The sequence below is a fragment of the Paraburkholderia sp. BR14312 genome (assembly GCF_040948675.1).
GTDB lineage: Bacteria > Pseudomonadota > Gammaproteobacteria > Burkholderiales > Burkholderiaceae > Paraburkholderia > Paraburkholderia nodosa_A.
Window position 1 is genome coordinate 32179 of the sequence record NZ_JBFPKI010000014.1, and the last position, 18783, is coordinate 50961.

Below are 18783 nucleotides of genomic sequence, written 5' to 3' on the forward strand. Positions count from 1 at the left end.
TGACGCCCGCTCGCAAAGGCGGTGACGGTAAAGGCGCGAGCGCTCAGGAGCGTCTACCTGTCACCGCGGAAACCCGTCTCAACGATACGCGTTGATCCGGTCGCGCGTTTCTTTCGCGGCCGTTGCAGCCGCCTGCGCGTAGTCCTCGCCCTTGCTCGCGTAGATGATCGCGCGCGACGAGTTGATGAGCATGCCCGTGCCGTTCGCCGTGCGGCCCGCCTTCACGGTCGCCTCGACGTCGCCGCCCTGCGCGCCGATGCCGGGAATCAGCAGCGGCATGTCGCCTACGATGCCGCGCACGGTTTCGATTTCCTTCGGGAACGTCGCGCCCACCACGAGGCCGAGTTCGCCGCTCGCGTTCCATTTGTTCGCGGCAAGGTCCGCCACCACCTGATACAGCGGCTTGCCGCCGGTCTCGAGGAACTGCAGGTCCGAGCCGCCGGGGTTCGACGTACGGCACAGCACGATCACGCCCTTGCCCTTATGCGCGAGCCACGGCTCGATCGAATCGAAGCCCATATACGGGTTGACCGTGACTGCGTCTGCCTTGAAGCGCTCGAAGGCCTCGCGCGCGTACTGCTCGGCGGTACTGCCGATATCGCCGCGCTTGGCGTCGAGGATCACGGGCAGGCCCGGGTGCTTCTCGTGGATGTGCGCGATCAGCGCTTCGAGCTGGTCTTCGGCGCGGTGCGCGGCGAAGTAGGCGATCTGCGGCTTGAACGAGCACGCGTATGCCGCGGTGGCGTCGACGATCTCGCGGCAAAACTCGAAGATCGCGTCGCTGCGGCCGGCCAGCGCGGCGGGAAACTTCGTGGGCTCAGGGTCGAGGCCCACGCACAACAGCGAGCCGGTGCGCTGCCACGCGGCGCCGAGGGTCTGGATGAAGGAAGTCATGGTGGTTGCTCGCGGCGAGCCAATAAGGGAAAACGGCGCGTATTTTACCCGCCCCGGAAGATGAGGCCGCGCCGCGGCGCCCGAATCGGCCTGCGGCCGGCGCTTCCGCGAGATGAATCGCCGCGAGTGCGTAGCGCGCGTGGTCGACGCGCGCTACGCCCAACTCACGACCATCTTAGGTCCGTGCGCGCGGGCCCTTCCCGCCTCTCGCGCCCGTGCGGCCGCGCGCGCCGGCGCGGTGCGGGCTCGCTGACGCGCGCATGTCCATGCGCTCCACGGTGAAGGAAAAGCGCCGCACGAGCCGCTCGCCGTGCGCGAGCACGGTCATGCCGTGCGCATCGCCGCCGCCAGTCAGATTCACGGCGTTGATCGGATGATCGACGGGTTCGAAGCAGAAGAAGTCTGCGCCGGGAGGCGTGTAGAGCACGTAGTAGTCGGTGTTCGCGCAAATCGAGAGCGAGAGCCTGCGGCGCTCCCACACCACCGCCGCGCGTCCGCTCCAGCCGCTGAACGCATGATTGACGAGTTGCGCAGGCAGCGGATAGGCCACGCCGAACTGCCAAGCGGGCGGCGCGGGCACATGGCGCACCGGCAGCCAGTCCTGGCCCGAGAGCCACAGGCCGCTCGCCGGGGCCGACAGCTCGGTGCTCGTGTCGCGCGCAAGAAACGGATGCACGCCAAGGCCGAACGGCAGCGCCTCGCGGCCCGTATTCTCCACTTCCAGCGTCATCGCGAGCGTCGCACCGTCGAGCGCATAGGTGAGCGCCGCGCGGTACGAATACGGCTCGCCATCGCTGCGGTCGAGCACGAGGCGCACGTTCTCGCGATCGGCGCTTTCGATGCTCCAGGGCGCGAGCCAGCCGTCACCATGGATCGGCAGCGGTTCGCTAGCGCGATTGCGCGGCACTTCGATATCGCGGCCGCCAAAGTGAAAACGCCCTGCGCCGATGCGGTTCGAGTACGGCAGCAGCGGGTAGCACGCGAGTTCGTTCGGGTCCATGCGCGCGCTCACGCGCTCGCAACGACGAAACACGGGCTCGAACGCGCCTTCGCTGCGCCAGTCGAATCGCGTGATTCCGCCGCCCAGTTGGGGCGCGACGTCGAGCCTCAGATACGCGTTCGCGAGCGTCACGCACGCCACGTCGCTCGAGCCCGCCGCGCCGATCGCAACCGCGGAGGTGCTCGGCCCCGGCAAAACCGGATGCGTGGCGGCTTCGAGCCGCGCGCGGCGCGCGGCGGCCGCTGGTGACACGACCGGTGACACAACCGGTGACACAGACGGAGCGGAGGTAGCGGTGGGCGACGCGCTTGCAGCAGCGGCGCCTGCGGAAACGGTGGAACGGGTAGGTCGACGCACAGCGGAATTCGCGACGTTCATAAGATGCTCCTCGAGAGGCATGTTTGATTGCCGCCGCAAAAGGCGGCTCACCGGTGGCCTGTCGACACCGCGCCTATGCGCGGGCCTGTGGCCGCTTCTTGTGTTCGCCCTTCTAGTGGTACTGGCAAAGCCAACTGCACACTATCGATCGACTGCATCTGTTGCCGAACTACAACGACTGGCCGTCTCTTCATGCCGCCTGCCCGCAGCGGCGCTTCGCACTATGCGTGCGCATGTATCGTCTGATGAAAATCCACGCGCGCCTTTGTGCAAGCGCCCGATACCCCGGACTCAAGCGCGCCTGCGCCTCTGAAACCGCGGTTCTTCAAGGCCCTGGCGGCCAATTCGAACCGAAAACACGCCGCCCGCATGCGGCTCGCGCGCGAGGGCCTCCGCCTCCATTTCCTCGCGCGCGCTCGTGACATAAAGCGTGTCCAGAAGCGCACCGCCGAGCGTAACGCAGCTTGGCTGCGCTGTGGGAATCTTTACGCGTTCGGTTTCGACGCCATCGGCGCCATAACGCACCACGCGCTCGCCGCCCCACTGCGCGTTCCAGAGGCCGCCTTGCGCGTCGACGGTCGAGCCGTCCGGCACGCCGGTGTCGTCGGTGAGCGTGACGAAAGTGCGCTCGTTTGCAATCGTTCCGTCTGCGCCGTAGTCGCACGCGCGAATCTCGCGCGTGAGCGTGTCGCAGTAATACATGGTCGATCCGTCCGGGCTGAACGCGATGCTGTTCGAGATCGCGGGCGCGGGCAGCGGCAGACGTTCGAGCGTGAGATCGTGGTTCAGGCGATAGAAACCGCCGATCGCCTGCCTCGGCGTTCCTTCGTATTTCGTGCCGAATACGAAGCGGCCCTGGCGGTCGCAGCGTCCGTCGTTCAGGCGCGTCGGCACGCCGGGTTCGACTTCGACGATGGTTTCAATCGCGCCCGTCTCCAGGTCGAAGAACGCCAGCTGCGAAGCGAGGCCGAGGAGCAGCGTGCGCTCGTCTTCGCACAGCGCGAAGCACGCGAGGCGCTCGGGCATCTCCCACGTGACGTGTTTGGCGCCGGACGCATTCGCGTCGTAGCGTTGCAGGCTTTTGCCCGAAATATCGACCCAGTAGAGCCGGCCGCTGCGCGCGCACCACGTCGCGCCTTCGCCCAGCTCGCATTTCGCGTGGACGAGCAGTTCGGCCACCGCTTCGTTCGAAGCGCTTTCCTTTGCGCTCATGCCCAGCCTCCGTCAACGACGATGTCCTGCGACGTGATCATGCGGCTGTCGTCGGCGCCGAGGAAGAGCGCCATGCGCGCGAGGTCTGCGGGCAGCAGCTCCGCGTCGATGCACTGGCCGCGCTTGATGGACTCGCGGCCTTCGTCGGTGAGCCACAGGCGCCGCTGCTTCTCGGTCATCACCCACCCCGGCACGAGCGAATTCACGCGGATGCCGTACGGGCCGAGGTCTCTCGCGAGACCGCGCGTGAGACCCTGCACCGCCGACTTGCTCATCGTATAGACCGGCATTTCCGACTGCTTGAGCATCCAGCTGATCGAGCCCAGATTGATGATCGAGCCCGCGCGTGCGGCCTTCATGTCCTGGGCCACCGCCTGCGCGGCGAATAGCTGATGGCGCAGGTTCACGGCCACGCCGGCGTCGAACGACTCCGGCGTGACTTCGGCCAGCGTGTGGCGTTTGTCGTTGGCCGCGTTGTTCACGAGCACCTGAATCGGCCCGAACGCCGCCTTCACATCGGCGATGGCGGCGCGCAACGCCGAGATATCGGCGAGATCGACGTTGGCGAAGAGCGGCTTGTGGCGCGAATCGCCGAGTTCGTCGGCGAGCGCCTGGCCCGCGCTCGCGTCGATGTCGAAGAACGCCACGCGTGCGCCCTGCGCGGCGAAGTGCTCGACGAACGACGCGCCGATGCCGGTCGCGCCGCCCGTGATCAGCACCACGCGGTCGGTCAGGCTCGGATAGCGCGCGTAGTTTTCGTGCGCGTGGCGCGCGAGCGCGTTAGCGGGCGAATTTGCGTTGGACGACATCGTTTTGGTTTCCTTATGAAACTGTCAGCGAACTCAATCGCGAGCGCCGCGATTCTTGAGCTGGTCGAGCAGCACCGCCGCGAGCAGGATCGCGCCGCGCACGAGGTACTGGTAGAACGCGTCGATGTTGAGCAGGTTCATGACGTTTTCGACCGTACCCATGATCAGCACGCCGATCACCACGCCCGAGATGGTCGCGCGGCCGCCCAGCAGCGACACGCCGCCCAGCACGCACGCCGAAATCACGTTCAGCTCGAAGCCTTCGGCCGCATTCGGCTGACCCGACGTGATACGCGAGGCGAGAATCACGCCCGCGAGCGCCGTGACCGCGCCCTGGATCAGGAAGATCCACACGCGCGTGCGCTCGACCTTGATACCGGCGAGACGCGACGCTTCCGGATTTCCGCCGATGGCGAGCGTATTGCGCCCGTACACCGTCTGATTGAGCATCACGCCGAACACGATGAAGCAGACGAGCGTGACCCAGATCGGCAGTTGCACGCCGAAGAGCGAGGCCGTGCCCATGGCGATGAACGTGTCCGACGACACGCCCACGGCCTGGCCGTGCGAGGCGATGAAGCCGAGGCCGCGCACGATTTCCATCGTGGCGAGCGTGGTGATCAGCGCGTTGATGCGCAGATACGCGATCACCGCGCCATTCACGAAGCCGATCGCGGCACCCGCCGCAACAGCGGCGACGATGGCGATGAACGTGTTGTTCGTCGCGTTGAGCACCATCGCACAGAGCACGCCCGCGAACGCGACGATCGAGCCCACGGAAAGGTCGAAGTCGCGCGACGCGAGACAGAACATCATCGTGCAGGCCACCATGCCGATCTGCGAGACCGACAGTGCGAGGCCGAGCATGTTCTCGATCGAGAAGAAGTGATCGACGGTCAGCGACATCACGATGAACATGACCGCGAAGATCACGATCAGGCTGTACTCGGTGATCTGCTGCCACCACTTCTGCTTGTCGGTGGGACTCGGAATCAGCGCGTCGGCGACGCTCTTGGCGGCACTGTTGGCAGACTCCGCCGCCAGGTTTTCTCTTGCTTGCATTTCAGTCACTCCTCCCCATCCACTCATGCAGCCTTGGCCTGCGTGCGCTTGGGCAGCGCGAGGTCAAGCACCGCGTGTTCGCTCGCCGCGCTGCGCGGCAACTCGCCCGAAATGCGGCCTTCGCGCATCACCACGATGCGATCCGACACGCCGAGCACTTCCGGCAACTCCGACGACACCATCACGATCGCGCAGCCGCGCGCGGCGAGCTGGTAGATCACGTTATAGATTTCATGCTTCGCGCCGACGTCGATGCCGCGCGTCGGTTCGTCGAGAATCACGACCTTCAGGTCGGGCTCGGCGAGCCAGCGCGAAAGAATCGCTTTCTGCTGGTTGCCGCCCGAGAGAAAGCGGATTTTCTGGCGGCGGCTCGGCGTCTTGATCTTCAGCAGCTTGATGAAGCGGTCCGCCGTTTCCGCTTCCTTCTTGCGGTCGAGGAACATGCCCGCGCGCAAAAAATGGCGACGGCAGCTGATGTTGATGTTCTCCGACACCGTCGCCATCGCAACGATGCCCTGCTCCTTGCGGTCTTCCGGGCACAGCACGATGCCGTGGCGAATCGCGTCGCTCGCGCTTTTCACGCGAATGGTCTTGCCGTCCAGCTCGATCTCGCCCGCGCGCCGCTTGTGCGTGCCGTAGATGAGCTGCATCAGCTCGCTGCGCCCCGCGCCCACGAGCCCGAAGAAGCCGACGATCTCGCCCGACTTCACCTCGAAGCTCGCCGCTTCGTTGAGCGGATGCCCTTGCACGCCGCGTACGGCGAAACGCACGTTGCCGTGCTCGCGCGGCGAATAGTTGTAGATGTCGCTGATCTCGCGGCCCACCATTTCGGCCACGAGCGTTTCGCGCTTCACCGCTTCGAGCTTCTCGTGCGAGGCGACCTTGCGGCCGTCACGGAAGATCGTGCAGGCATTGCACAGCTCGTAGATCTCGTCCATGCGGTGCGAGATGTAGATGAGCGCGCGATTGTCGGCCCGCAGCTCGCGCACGAGCTTGAACAGCACTTCGGTCTCGCGGTGCGAGAGCGAGCTGGTCGGCTCGTCGAGCGCGATCACGCGCGCGTTGCGCAGCAGCGCCTTGCAGATTTCCACCATCTGGCGCTGCGCGATCGAGAGCTTGCGCAGTTTCGCGGCCGGATCGAGATCGACGCCCATCGCGGCAAGGCGTTCGCGCACGAACTTGCGCGCCTCGCCGCGCTTCACCCAGCCGAGCGCATTGGGCAACGCGCCGAGCAGCAGGTTTTCCGCGACGGTCAGGTCGGGCACGTACTGCAGTTCCTGGTGAATCACCGCGATGCCCGCGCCGATCGAGGCCGCCGCATCGGCGAAGTGCACCTCGTTGCCGTCCATCAGGATGCGGCCGGAATCGGGCTGATACTCGCCGCCGAGAATCTTGAGAAGCGTGGACTTGCCCGCCCCGTTCTCGCCCATCAGGCCATGGACTTCCCCTGCATTCACCTCGAACGACACGCCGTCGAGCGCGCGCACGCCTGGGAACACCTTGCCGATATTGTCAAAACGCAGTGTCGCTGACACTTCGGTTTCCTCTCATTCGATACGCTGCGGGCGCGGCCTTCATGCCTTTCGGGCCTGCTGGCCGCCCCGCAGCGGGAAACACCCTAAACCACTACTATCCAGCGCTTACTTCGACGCGAGACCCATCTGCTGACGCACGCTCTCCACGTTGTCGCGCGTGGCCAGCATGCCGGTCGTCAGCGTGAGCAGCGGCGGTTCCTTGCCTTGCGTGATCCACGAGTACATCAGGTCCGAGGTTTCCTCGCCGTGGCGCTTCGGGCTGATGATGACGGTGCCATAGAAGCCCGTCGGCTGCGGCTTCTTGAACTCGTTGAGCGCCGAGTCCGAACCGCCGATGCCGATGCCGATCATGTTGTCGGCCTTGAAGCCGCGGCCTTCCGCTGCGCGCACGGCGCCGAGCACGGCTTCGTCGTTCAGGCCGTATGCCACCCAGTGCTTGTACTGCGGGTTCTTGGTGAGCGCGATGTTGGCGGCGTTGAAGGCGTTTTCCGTGTCGGTCTTCGCTTGCGGCGCCTGGACGATGTTCGCCTTCGGGAAGCCCGCGGCCACGAGCGCGTCGGTCGCGCCCGACGTGCGGTCATGCGCCGTCGGCAACTGCTCGTAGGTCACGTCGATGGCGCCGACGTCCTTCATGTCCCAGCCGCGCTTCTTGATCTCGGCGGCGATGCCGTCGCCCACCTGCTTGCCGATGTTGTACGCCGAGATGCCCATGTGCGGCACCGACTCGATCGGCTTGCCCGCGCCGTCGACGAGACGGTCGTCTACCGTCATCATCTTGAGCTTGTCGGCCTTCGCCTTGGCGACGATGCCCGGTCCGAGCTTCACGTCAGGCGTGCAGATGATGAAGCCCTGCGCCTTTTGTGCGGCCAGGTTGTCGATCGCGCTCATCACCTTCTCACCCGAGGGCGCGCCGATCTTCACCAGCGTGAAGCCCTTCTCCTTCGCGGCCGCTTCCGCGAACTTCCATTCGTCCTGGAACCACGGCTCTTCGGGCTGCTTCACGAGGAAGCCGATCTTCACCTGGTCGGCGGCCTGCGCGACGGGCGCTTGCGCGAACATGGCAGTGGCGGCTGCAGCCACCAGCGTCAGAAAGATGCGTCGTTGCATGTTGCTAGTCTCCTGTCTTCTTCAGTCACGGGAAGGGTATCGGCCGCCTCTTCTTTTACCCGTCGATGCGCGCGGCCAGCGCCTCGGCGGATTCCTGCACATTCGTTCCAAGCTCGTTTTCCATCGTGCTGCGAATTACTTTTTCAACGCGCTCATTCGTGATGGAGCGCCGTGCGGCCGCCATCGATCGTGATACAGCTTGCGTTGATGAACGGCGCTTCGTCCGAGGCGAGGAACACCGCCGTCATCGCGACTTCCTCCGGTCGGCCAATGCGTTTCATCGGCGGCAACTCGAGCGTCGCCTTGCGCGCGGCTTCCGGGTCGGGCTGCGCGTTCCACCAGTCGTGCGTGAGCTGCGTTTCGATGTAACCCGGCGCGATGGCGTTCACGCGCACGTTCTTCGGCGCGTACTCGATGCCGAGTGCGCGCGTGAGCCCGATGACGCCGTGCTTCGCCACCGGGTAAGGGAAGCAGCCCGGAATGATCTGGAACGCGTGCGTCGAGGCGATGTTGATGATGCTGCCCGCACACCGCTCGACCATGCCCGGCAGCACCGCGCGGCAGCCGTTCCACACGCCGTCCAGATCGACGGCGAAGCAGCGGCGCCAGTCGTCGTCGGTCATCGTGAGCGGGTCGGCGAACACGTTGATGCCGGCGTTGTTCACGAGCACGTCGACCGGGCCGAACGCGCGTTGCGCTTCTTGCACGGCGGCGCGCACCGAGGCGGGCTGCGTCACGTCGGTTTGCACGGCGAGCGTTCGCGCGCCTTCATATGCGTTCGCAATCTCGCGCGCCGTTGCACCGGCCGTCGCGCCATCGAGCTCCGCGAGCACGACGGCGGCGCCCTCGGCCGCGAACGCGCGCGCGATCGCCGCGCCGATGCCGCGTCCGGCGCCGGTTATGAGCGCGACCTTGCCCGCGAGGCGATTCACTTTTGCGCTCCTCGCGCAGCTTTCCAGCCTTCGATGAAGGCCAGTGCGTTCGCACGCGTGGCCGCCGCGTCCTGGCCCGGCTTGTAGAGCGCGGAGCCGAGGCCGAAGCCGCTCGCGCCCGCGGCCAGCTGCGGGCCCATGTTGTCCGGCTTCACGCCGCCCACGGGCAGCAGCGGCACGATCGACGGAATCACGGCGCGCCATGCCTTCGTCACAGCCGGGCCGAGCTGCTCGGCGGGGAACATCTTGAGCGCGTCGGCGCCGTGCTTGAGCGCCGCGAACGCTTCGGTCGGCGTGGCGACGCCGGGCACGCACGCGAGGCCCTGGAGCTTGGCGGCGAGGATCACGTCGGTGTCGGCGTGTGGCATCACGATCAGTTCGCCGCCCGCTTCCCGCACGTCGCGCACGCGCTCGGTGGTGAGTACGGTGCCTGCGCCGATCATCGCGTCGTCGGGCAGCGCCTCGCGCAATGCCGCGATGCTGTCGAGCGGCTGCGGCGAATTGAGCGGCACCTCGATCAATCGGAAGCCCGCGTCGTAGAGCGCGCGGCCATGCTCGGCGGCCTCGGCGGGCTTGATGCCGCGCACGATCGCGACCATGCCGCAGGCGCCGAACGCGGCGACGAAGCCGGCGTGCGGCATGTACGGGGCGGGCAGATTCAGTTCGGGTTCCATGTCGGCTTCCTGTTGCCTGGCTTCCTGTTGCCTGGCTTCGTGTCTGGTTCGGTTCAGCGGGTTCGATTCATCGGCCCATCGGCGCGCACTTAGCGCGGCGTGACGAGGCCGGCCTGCACGGCGATGCGCCAAAGCCCGTGTTCGGTCGCCTGGCGCACGAGATGCGCGCCGCTGCATCCGAATGCGGCAAGCGCCATGCGGTAACGCTCGCTCAGCGCCTCGGCGCCGATCAGCTGCGGCGCGCAGCCGGCGAGCGCCACGTCGCGCCGCGCCAGCGCCGCTTCGAGGCCCGCCAGCTCATGGCCGATCACGAGGCCCGAGAGATAGTCGGGCTGCTCGTCGGCGGCGAGCTGGGCCGTGAGGCCGAGCGTGCGCGTGCTGAACGCGGTGGCCAGCAGTCCCACGCAGCCCTGCTCGCGCGCCACGCTCACGCCGCGCAGAAACGCCGCGGTGTCGGGCTCGACGGGATGCTTCATCGTGCGGCCGAGGATCGTATGCGCGCACAGCGCCGCGTAGACCTCACCCGTCATGAAGGTATAGAAGCGCGCAATGCGCTCGCCCTCCACCACCACCCATTTCGCGTGCGTGCCGGGCAGTCCGACTAGCGCCGTTTGCGGCTCGGCGTCGTCACCCGCTGCGCCGAGCGCGCCAAAGATTTGCGTTTCCTCGCCGCGCATCACGTTGGGCAGCGCACCCGGCTCCAGCACGCCCGGGACCACGGCGACTTCGGCGCCGCATGCGGCGCGCACGCGCACGATGCCGGCCACCAGCGCCTGAGCGCTCGCGGGCGTTTCGACATACGGTGCCTGCACCCAGCCCTGGGCGCTGCCGACCATCCCCGCGGCCAGCACGGGCAGCGAGGGGGCTTGCGCGAGCCACACGCCGCACGCTTCGTCGAAGGCGGCGTCGAAGCCGCCTTCTTCGGCGGGCACGGGCAGGTTCATGATTCCCGCCGTCGAAACGCGCGTGGCGATCACCTGGCCCGCCGCATCGAACAGATACGCACGCAGCGAGGTCGTGCCCCAGTCGAGCGCGATGAGCGCGGCTTCGCGAGCGATCGCGGCGTCGCCGGCATCGATCGCCGCGCCGCTTACAGGCTTCTCGCGTGCTTTCATCGACGAATCCTGCGCGTGGTGGGCTGCGGCGCGCGCCAGCCCAGTTCCTGCGAAATCGCGCGTGCCTCGCGCTGCACGACGGGAATCAGTTCGTCCATGCGCTCGAGCGGCATGTAGGGAATCGTGCTCGCCACGGAAAGCGCCGCCACGATCGCGCCGGAAGCGTCGCGCACGGGCGCCGCCACGCAGCGGATCGAAATTTCGTTCTCCTCCAGATCGAACGTGTACCCGCCCGCCGAATAAGTCGCCATGCGCTTGAGGAAGGTATCGGGTTCGAGGCTGTGATCGGGACGGAAGCTCACGCCGGCGAGCGTGCGGCGCGAAGCGTCGAACAGGTCGCGCCACGATTGCGGCGCGAGGTCGAGCATCATCGCCTTGCCGATGCCCGTCGACGCGAGCGGCATGCGGTGCCCCACCCGCGAGCGCATTTCGAGGCCCCGCTGGCCGGGAATCTTGTCGATGTACAGCACGTCGTCGCCGTCGCGCACGCCGAGGTGGATGGTGTCGAGCGTTTCGTCGGCGAGCGCCTGCAGATGCGGGCGCGCAACGGCCGTGAGCGGCATCTGCTCGAGTGCGATGGTGCCGAGTTCGATGAGCTTCGGCCCGAGCAGGTAGCCGCCCTGCACCTGGCGCAGATAGCGCGCCTGCACGAGGCTCGAAACGAGACGGTGCGTGGTGCTGCGCGTCGTGCCGAGCACCGCGCCGAACGAGCGCAGGTCGCGTACGCCGGCGGCGGCCGCTTCGAGGATCGCGAGGCCGCGCAGGAGCGTCTGGGTGCCGGCCTGCTGCATCGAGCCGTCGAGCAACGTGCTCGCGACGCCGATTTCATCGGCGGCGGGGCGGGCTTTCGGCTGCGCTTGCGCGGAGGTTGCCGCGGCGTTTTTTGCGGGCGCGGCCTCGTCGGGGAGATTCGCGGCGAGTGTGGAAGACATCGCTTTGTTCATGGCGAGGGCGATGAAAAGAGACGATCGAAAGGCGCGTGCCGTCAGGCGGCGCGCGAACCGTGCTTCGGGAGACGACCCGCCGCGCGGGCGGCCGGGACTCGGACAGGTAGCGGCGGGCGGCGCGTGGCCGCGCAAAGCGCTGGCTGAAGCATGGCGAACGTCTCCTTTGCGGTCCGGTTCGCTCCGCGTGTTACGCGTGCGCCGGATTTATCTGGGTCTGCCGACGATGTCTGCCGCGCTGTGACAGTCGCGGCTTATCGGATGGACTGATTGTAGGCAGGTTTTTTCGAGTTCTCCAATATGTGATTGGGTCGCTCATATATTGGGAAAATGGACACATGGGAGTGCCATCTGCCGAATGCCTAATGAGGGACAGAACTCAGCACGGAAAAGCCCGTCGGCATGACCAGCAAGAAAAAACGGCTGCCGGATGATTCCGGCAGCCGTTTCGTGCGGCACTCAATGAGGCTTTCGCGTATCGCTCGCCAACAGCCGCGCCCTTACTTCCCCGCCGGCGCCTTGTAAGCCACGCAGTCGACTTCGACCTTGCAGTCCACCACCATGCTCGACTGCACACAGGCGCGTGCGGGCGGATGCTCGCCGAAGTACTCGCGGAACACCTTGTTGAACGAGGTGAAGTCACGCGCGTCGTCGAGCCACACGCCGCAGCGCACCACGTGCTCCGCGCCATAGCCCGCTTCCTTCAGGATCGCGAAAAGATTCTGGATGGCCTTGTGCGACTGCTCGACGATCCCGCCGCTGATCACTTCGCCGCCTTCCATCGGCGTTTGGCCCGAGACGTACAGCCAGCCGTCGGCTTCCACGGCGCGCGCGAACGGCAGATGCTGTCCGCCCTGGCCCTTGCCGCCTTCCGCTCCAATTCGTTTCATCGTTTGCTCCTTTGAGATCGTGCGGCGCGCGCAGCTTTTTGGGCCGCGTACGCCGGGGGTCGAAATTCGATAGATAAAGCCGGTTTAGAAGGCCATTGCCTCGGCCTGCGCCTCGCGTTTGCCGCGCGCGACGAAGTGGCCCGCGCGCTCGCCCGTGGGTTGCCCGTCGCGATACGAAAGCACGCCGTTCACCCATACCGCGTCGATGCCCTCGGCCACCTGCTGCGGCTTCTCGAACGTCGCCGCATCGCGCACGCGCGTCGGGTCGAACAGCACGAGGTCGGCGTGCCAGCCCACATGCACCTCGCCGCGCTGCGAAAGGCCGAAGCGCCGTGCCGAAAGGCCCGTCATCTTGCGCACCGCTTCTTCGAGCGGCAGCAAGGCCGCGTCGCGCGCGTAATGGCCGAGCACGCGCGGAAATGCGCCCCACAGGCGCGGATGCGGCAGCGGATCGTTGGGCAGTCCATCCGAGCCGACCATCGTGGCCGGATGCGAAAGAATGCGGCGCACGTCGTCTTCGGACATGTTGTGGTACACGGCGCCCGCCGGCTGCAGACGCTTGCCCGCTTCCTGCTGCGACACGCCCCACCCGGCCGCGATGTCCTTGATGAGCTTGCCCGCCTGCTCCGGGTGCGGCGTGGACCACGTGATGGTGATGTCGATGTCGCCCGTCACCTGCTTGAGATCCAGCGTCGACGAGCTGCGGCTATACGGATAGCAGTCGCACCCGACCGGCTGATACTTGCGCGCGCTTTCGAGCGACGCGAGCACCTCCGTGCTGCGCCCCCAGTTGGTGGGCCCCGCGCACTTCAGATGCGAGATCACCACCGGCACGCGCGCATGCTGGCCGATGTGGTACGCCTCGTTCATCGCTTCGAGAATCGCGTCGAACTCCGTGCGCATGTGCGTCGTGTAGAGCGCGCCGGCGGCGGCGAGCGGCTGGGCAAGCGAGGCGACCTCTTCGGTCGAAGCCTCGAAGGCCGAGCCGTACGCGAGGCCCGTGGAAAGGCCGAGCGCGCCGTGCGCGAGCGCGTCTTCGAGCTGCGCGCGCATCGCCGCGATCTCGTCGCCGGTGGCGGCGCGCTTCAGGTCGTTCATGTGGTTGTTGCGCAGCGCCGTATGGCCAATCAACGCGCCGACGTTCACGGCGGGTCGCGCCGCGTTGACGGCGTCGACGTACGCGGAGAACGTCGGATAGCTGAACGCGTCGCGCTCGCCGAGCAGGTTCATCGGGTCTGGCGGATCGCCCTTTAACGTCACCGGCGAGGCGCTGATCCCGCAGTTGCCGACCACCACCGTCGTCACGCCCTGGCTGATCTTGGGCAGCATTTGCGGCGCGCGGATCACGTGCGTGTCGTCGTGCGTATGGACGTCGATGAAACCGGGCGCGAGCGCGCGCCCATTGGCCTCGATCACCTCTTCCGCGAGCCAGTTCGACAGGTTGCCGATCGCGACGATGCGTCCGTCGCGCAACGCCACGTCGCGCTCGACGGGCGGCGCGCCGGTGCCGTCATACAGCATCGCGCCGACGATCAGCGTGTCGGCGGCTTCGGGGTGCGAATGCATACGCGTCTCCTCAGGATGGCTCTTGGGTGGACGCTCAGTCACCGAGCGGCTGGCGTTCGCCGCCGCCGCGATGCGCGTCCAGCGTGTGTTTCATGCGGCGCAGCAACTCGCGGCTTTCTTCGGGTTGCGCGAGCGCCAGTTCGGTCACGAGCACGTCGAGTGCCATCATCATCGCGTAACGCGACGACGACGGCTTGTAGATGAAATCGGTCTCGCTCGCGACGATCGGCACGAGCCAGTCGGCGAGCGCAGCGAGCGGCGAAGCCGGCGCGGTGAGCGCGACGAGCTTCGCGCCGTAGTCGCGCGCGATGCGGCACGCGTCGACGAGTTCGGGCACGCGCCCTGTTACGGAAAGCGCGACGACGACGTCTTCGGGCGAAAGCGTGCTCGCCACCATGCGCTGCAGCAGGCTGTCCTGGTACGAAGCCACCGGGCGGCCCAGGCGCACGAGGCGAAAGCGCATTTCGTCGGCGAGCGCACTCGAGCCGCCGCCCATGCCGAACACGTAGATCATGCGGGCCTGCGCCAGCGCCGCGGCGGCTTGCGCAAACGGCGCCTGGCACAGCAGCTCGTGGTTGCGCGCGAGCGCCGTGTGAATTTCGTCGTAGACGCGCGTGGCGAGCGGTTCGGCTTCGCCGTTCGCGTCGGCGGCGCGCGGCTTGCCCGCGCCTTCGGAAGCGCCAGTTGCCGCACCGCGCAGGAAGCGATCGCCCACGGCGGCCGCCTGGGCGAGCCGCAGCTTGAGTTCGCGCACGTCGTGGCAGCCCACCGCCTTCGCAAAGCGCGTGACGGAGGCGATGCTCACGCCCGCGCGCTGCGCCAGCTCACCGATGCTCGCCCGCGCGGCGCTGGCAAGATCGTCGAGAATGAGCGCAGCCACGTCGCGCTCGGCGGGACGCAATTCGGGCACGCATTGCGCGATACGCGCGACGATGTCGAAGCGGGCCGGATCGGCGGCGGTGTTCATTGCAGGGAGTCTGTTAATAAATAACAATTCACGAAGCGATGTTACTTTGTGTACTATCTCCGAGTCAACGCCGGTCCTGAAGATGCCGGTGTAGCGGAGCCGCATGAAGCATATGGAGCGAAGGGAAATGAAAGTTACAAACTATCAGAGTGCAACGATCGACCCGAACAGCAAGGGCCTTGGCAACGTACCGGGCGCGAGCGTGCCGCTCGGGGACGCCGGGCGCCTCGAATGGAATTTACTCGAAGAGGACGTGAGCCTGCCCGCTGCGGTTCTGTATGCCGACCGCGTCGAGCACAACCTCAAGTGGATGCAGGACTTCGTCACGCGCTATGGCGTGAAGCTCGCGCCGCACGGCAAGACGACGATGGCGCCGCAGCTCTTTCGCCGCCAGATCGACACCGGCGCGTGGGGTATCACGCTCGCCACGGCGCACCAGACGCGCGCCGCCTACCGCGGCGGCATCTCGCGCGTGCTGATGGCGAACCAGCTCGTGGGCCGCCGCAACATGGCGATCATCGCCGAACTGCTCAGCGACGCGACCTTCGAGTTCTTCTGCCTCGTCGATTCGGTCGAAGGCGTGGAGCATCTGGGCGAGTTCTTCCGCGCAGCGGGCCGCACGCTGCAGGTGCTGCTCGAACTGGGCGTGCCGCGCGGCCGCACGGGCGTGCGCGACACCGACACGCGCAACGCCGTACTCGCGGCAATCGCGCGCTATCCCGACTCGCTCAAGCTGGCGGGCGTGGAAATCTACGAGGGCATCCTCAAGGAAGAAAGCGAAGTGCGCACCTTCCTGCGCGACGCGCTGAACGTCACCCAGGAACTGGCCGCCGCGGGCCGCTTCGCGCGCACGCCCGCGCTGCTTTCGGGCGCGGGCTCGGCCTGGTACGACATCGTCGCGGAAGAGTTCGCGCCCGCCACGCAGGCGGGCGCGATCGACGTGGTGCTGCGCCCCGGCTGCTACGTGACGCACGACGTGGGTGTCTACAAGCAGGCTCAGTCGCAGATCCTCACGCGCAACCCCGTGGCGCGCGAAATGGGCGTGGCACTGCTGCCCGCGCTACAGCTCTGGGCCTATGTGCAGTCGATTCCGGAGCCCGGCCGCGCCATCATCGGCTTCGGCAAGCGCGACGCCGCGTTCGACGCGGGCTTTCCGGAGCCGTCGCGCCACTATCGCCCCGCGAACGGCGGCGCGCCGCGCGAAGTGGCGGCAAGCGAAGGCTGGGAAGTGTTCCAGATGATGGATCAGCACGCCTACCTGAAGATTCCAGCGGGCGCGGACCTCAAGGTCGGCGACATGATCGCGTTCGATATCTCGCACCCCTGCCTCACGTTCGACAAGTGGCGTCAGGTGCTGATGGTCGATGCGAAATATCGCGTGACGGAAGTGATCGAAACGTTCTTCTGAGCGCGGCGCGCATCGGTGCAGGCTCAGCCCGCTTCGGGCTCGGCCTGCGGAGCCTGCGCGAGCGCGGCCGCCGCCATAGCGGCCTCGCCGATGCGCGCCTCCATCATCCCCAACGCGCTCGACAGCGCCGCGAGCGCATCGTCGGGCAGCGACATCGTCACGTCCAGGAACGCGTTGCGGCGCGGCAGCCCCTCTTCGGTCACGGCGCGGCCGGCGTCGGTCAGCGTCACGTTGGTGATGCGGTTGTCGCGCTCGTCGGCGCGGCGCGCGATCCAGCCGAGCGCCTCCAGCGCTTTCAATTGGCGCGTGAGCGCGCCCGGGTCGACACGCAGCCGCTCGACGAGCCGCTTTTGCGACGACTCGCCGTCCTGCTCGTAAAGCGCGAGCAGAATGCGCCAGCGCGGCAGCGGATGGCCGACCTGCGCCTCGAACGCCGACATGAACGTCCGGTAGGTCCGACCAAACTGCTGCATGACGGCGATGCGATCCTGAATTTCCATGCTTTGTCTTCCTGCCGGCATCATCGCCGCGCGTTTGCCGGGTCCGTGCCGGTGCCCGCCAGGGGCGGAACGTCTCAATCCGCGTGAATCACGGGCTCCAACTTGCGCTGCAGCTTGACGGGCGGCACGCGCCGGGTTTGCCAGATCGACACCACCGCGATCGCCGCCGCCACGGCAATGCCCAGGTGAATCGCGCCCACGAGGGCCTCGCGCGCGGCTTCGAGCAGCGGCGCGCCATTATGCCCGGCGTGCGCGAGATCGGCGATCAGTGAAGCCTGCGCGTCGCGGTTGATGAGGATCTGCGGGTCGGCGAGCTGCGGCAGCCAGTGCGTGGCGTGGTCGGCATCCAGCGCGCGTTGCACGCCGCTCGAGTAGAGCTGCGTGACCATCGTGCCGGTGAGCGCCGTGCCGATCATGCCGCCGATCATCCGCAGCGACTGCAACAGCGCGGTGGCGATGCCCAGATGCTCGCGCCCAGCGGTCTGCTGCGCGAACACCGTGAGGTTCGGCATGACGAAGCCCAAGCCGATGCCAGCCACGATCATGAACGTCATGAGCAGGCCGCGCGGCGTGTTGCGGGTGGCGAGCGCAACGGCGAAGCAGGCCACTGCGAGCATTGCGAAGCCGATGTAGAGCATCAGGCTCGGGTTGCGGATGCGCGAGACGATGCGCCCGTTCGCGATACTGCCGATCGTGATGAACACCACGAGCGGCGTGATGACGACGCCCGCTTCCTTCGGCGTCATGCCGAAGCCGCCCTGGAACAGGAGCGGCGCGTAGAAGAGCAACGAAAACATCGTGAAGCCGCCCAGCACGGCGAGCGTGAAAAGCGCATTCAGGCTCGCGTTGCGGAACATGTCGACGGGCAGGATGGCTTGCGGGCAGCGCCGCTCCCATTGCCAGAGCACCCAGCCAGCCGCCAGCGCGAGGGCGAGCAGGCCGATGGCCGAAGCGGTGAGACCGCGCCCCGGCAGACGTTCCACGAAAAGTTGCAGGCTGCCGAGCGCGACCGCGATGAGGAGCGCACCTGGCCAGTCGAGCCGCATGCGCGCCTCGTGCGCGACGTGGCGCAGATGCGGCAGATACTTCCAGACGAAAAACAGCGAAAGCAGGCCAACGGGCAGATTCACGTAAAACACGGAACGCCAGCCGTAGTACTGCGTGAGAAAGCCGCCGAGCGACGGCCCGACCGCGTTGGCGATACCGAATGCGGAACTCATGAGCACCTGCCAGCGCAGGCGCACGACCGAGTCGGGGAAGAGATCGGGAATGCAGGCGAACGCCGTGCCGACCAGCATACCGCCGCCGATGCCTTGCAGCCCGCGCGCGATCACGAGGAACAGCATGCTGTTGGCCGCGCCGCACAGCACGGATGCGGCGGTGAAGACGACGATCGACGCGATCACGAACGGCTTGCGCCCGTAATAGTCGCCGAGCCGCCCGAAAATGGGGACAGTGATGACCGAGGTGAGCAGATAGGATGTGGCGACCCACGCATAAAGCTCGAAGCCGCGCAGTTCGGCGACGATGGTCGGCAGCGCGGTGCCGACGACGGTCTGATCGAGCGCGACGAGCATCGTCACGAACGAGACGCCGAGCATCGCGAGCAGCGACTCCCGGAACGGCAGAACCTGCCCGCTCGAATGGTGGGCGGCGGTATGAACGGCCATTTTTTGATCCAGCAACGGTTGACGCGTCAAAGATCGACCATCATAGCACGGTCCGATCCACTACACTGGGGCGTCGAACGGCGGCGATGCCCTCGCCGTCGTCGCTGAAAATCCGGGAGC

General features: G+C 66.9%; 17 protein-coding genes. 1 reads left to right on the top strand and 16 read right to left on the bottom strand.

The features are described from left to right. Positions 1–78: 78 nt before the first annotated feature. From pyrF to AB3X98_RS32955, 14 genes are all read right to left on the bottom strand, one after another. Positions 79–894: an orotidine-5'-phosphate decarboxylase gene (gene pyrF, locus AB3X98_RS32890; RefSeq protein WP_368605694.1), complete on the bottom strand. Its 816-nt coding sequence runs from the start codon at positions 892–894 to the stop codon at positions 79–81. 175 nt (positions 895–1069) lie between these two features. After that, positions 1070–2146, bottom strand: coding sequence for an aldose 1-epimerase (locus AB3X98_RS32895; RefSeq protein WP_368605695.1), 1077 nt, complete (start codon positions 2144–2146; stop codon positions 1070–1072). A 417-nt stretch (positions 2147–2563) separates the two neighbouring features. Beyond that, positions 2564–3484 carry an SMP-30/gluconolactonase/LRE family protein gene (locus AB3X98_RS32900; protein WP_368605696.1) on the bottom strand — a complete coding sequence of 307 codons (921 nt, stop codon included), beginning with the start codon at positions 3482–3484 and terminating at the stop codon, positions 2564–2566. After that, positions 3481–4293: an SDR family NAD(P)-dependent oxidoreductase gene (locus tag AB3X98_RS32905; RefSeq protein WP_368605697.1), complete on the bottom strand. Its 813-nt coding sequence runs from the start codon at positions 4291–4293 to the stop codon at positions 3481–3483. Before AB3X98_RS32905 ends, AB3X98_RS32900 begins: the two co-directional genes overlap by 4 nt. A 33-nt stretch (positions 4294–4326) precedes the next feature. Further along, positions 4327–5355, bottom strand: coding sequence for an L-arabinose ABC transporter permease AraH (araH, locus tag AB3X98_RS32910; protein ID WP_342949485.1), 1029 nt, complete (start codon positions 5353–5355; stop codon positions 4327–4329). A 23-nt stretch (positions 5356–5378) separates the two neighbouring features. Further along, positions 5379–6890, bottom strand: coding sequence for an L-arabinose ABC transporter ATP-binding protein AraG (gene araG, locus AB3X98_RS32915; RefSeq protein ID WP_069269140.1), 1512 nt, complete (start codon positions 6888–6890; stop codon positions 5379–5381). Positions 6891–6995: 105 nt separating this feature from the next. Beyond that, positions 6996–7997 (bottom strand): arabinose ABC transporter substrate-binding protein, encoded by a 1002-nt coding sequence (locus tag AB3X98_RS32920; protein WP_069269141.1) that lies wholly within the window; start codon positions 7995–7997, stop codon positions 6996–6998. A gap of 152 nt (positions 7998–8149) precedes the next feature. After that, positions 8150–8929, bottom strand: coding sequence for an SDR family oxidoreductase (locus AB3X98_RS32925; protein WP_368605698.1), 780 nt, complete (start codon positions 8927–8929; stop codon positions 8150–8152). Beyond that, entirely contained in the window at positions 8926–9603 is a 678-nt protein-coding gene (locus AB3X98_RS32930; protein WP_368610373.1) for a 2-dehydro-3-deoxy-6-phosphogalactonate aldolase, read from the bottom strand. Before AB3X98_RS32930 ends, AB3X98_RS32925 begins: the two co-directional genes overlap by 4 nt. 89 nt (positions 9604–9692) lie before the next feature. Next, the gene (locus AB3X98_RS32935) at positions 9693–10718 is read right to left on the bottom strand and encodes a 2-dehydro-3-deoxygalactonokinase (RefSeq protein WP_368605880.1); all 1026 of its coding nucleotides are present in this window, start codon (positions 10716–10718) and stop codon (positions 9693–9695) included. Continuing rightward, entirely contained in the window at positions 10715–11662 is a 948-nt protein-coding gene (locus tag AB3X98_RS32940) for an IclR family transcriptional regulator (protein WP_368605879.1), read from the bottom strand. The genes AB3X98_RS32935 and AB3X98_RS32940 overlap by 4 nt, the downstream gene beginning before the upstream one ends. A 500-nt stretch (positions 11663–12162) precedes the next feature. Further along, the gene (locus tag AB3X98_RS32945) at positions 12163–12552 is read right to left on the bottom strand and encodes a RidA family protein (RefSeq protein ID WP_069269146.1); all 390 of its coding nucleotides are present in this window, start codon (positions 12550–12552) and stop codon (positions 12163–12165) included. 84 nt (positions 12553–12636) lie between these two features. Further along, positions 12637–14118 (bottom strand): amidohydrolase family protein, encoded by a 1482-nt coding sequence (locus tag AB3X98_RS32950; protein WP_069269147.1) that lies wholly within the window; start codon positions 14116–14118, stop codon positions 12637–12639. A 34-nt stretch (positions 14119–14152) separates the two neighbouring features. Then, positions 14153–15085, bottom strand: a complete 933-nt coding sequence (locus tag AB3X98_RS32955) for a MurR/RpiR family transcriptional regulator (RefSeq protein ID WP_368605878.1) — start codon at positions 15083–15085, stop codon at positions 14153–14155. Positions 15086–15212: 127 nt separating this feature from the next. On the opposite strand from AB3X98_RS32955, the gene AB3X98_RS32960 reads away from it, so the two are divergent. Then, a complete protein-coding gene (locus tag AB3X98_RS32960) occupies positions 15213–16493 on the top strand; it encodes an amino acid deaminase (protein WP_368605877.1) in 1281 nt (426 codons plus the stop codon). A 23-nt stretch (positions 16494–16516) separates the two neighbouring features. Here the strand turns inward: AB3X98_RS32960 and AB3X98_RS32965 are convergent, their stop codons facing one another. Continuing rightward, on the bottom strand, positions 16517–16993 hold the full coding sequence (locus AB3X98_RS32965) for a MarR family transcriptional regulator (protein ID WP_342949490.1): 477 nt from the start codon (positions 16991–16993) through the stop codon (positions 16517–16519). A gap of 74 nt (positions 16994–17067) precedes the next feature. Then, positions 17068–18663, bottom strand: coding sequence for an MDR family MFS transporter (locus AB3X98_RS32970; RefSeq protein ID WP_368605876.1), 1596 nt, complete (start codon positions 18661–18663; stop codon positions 17068–17070). Positions 18664–18783 lie beyond the last annotated feature (120 nt).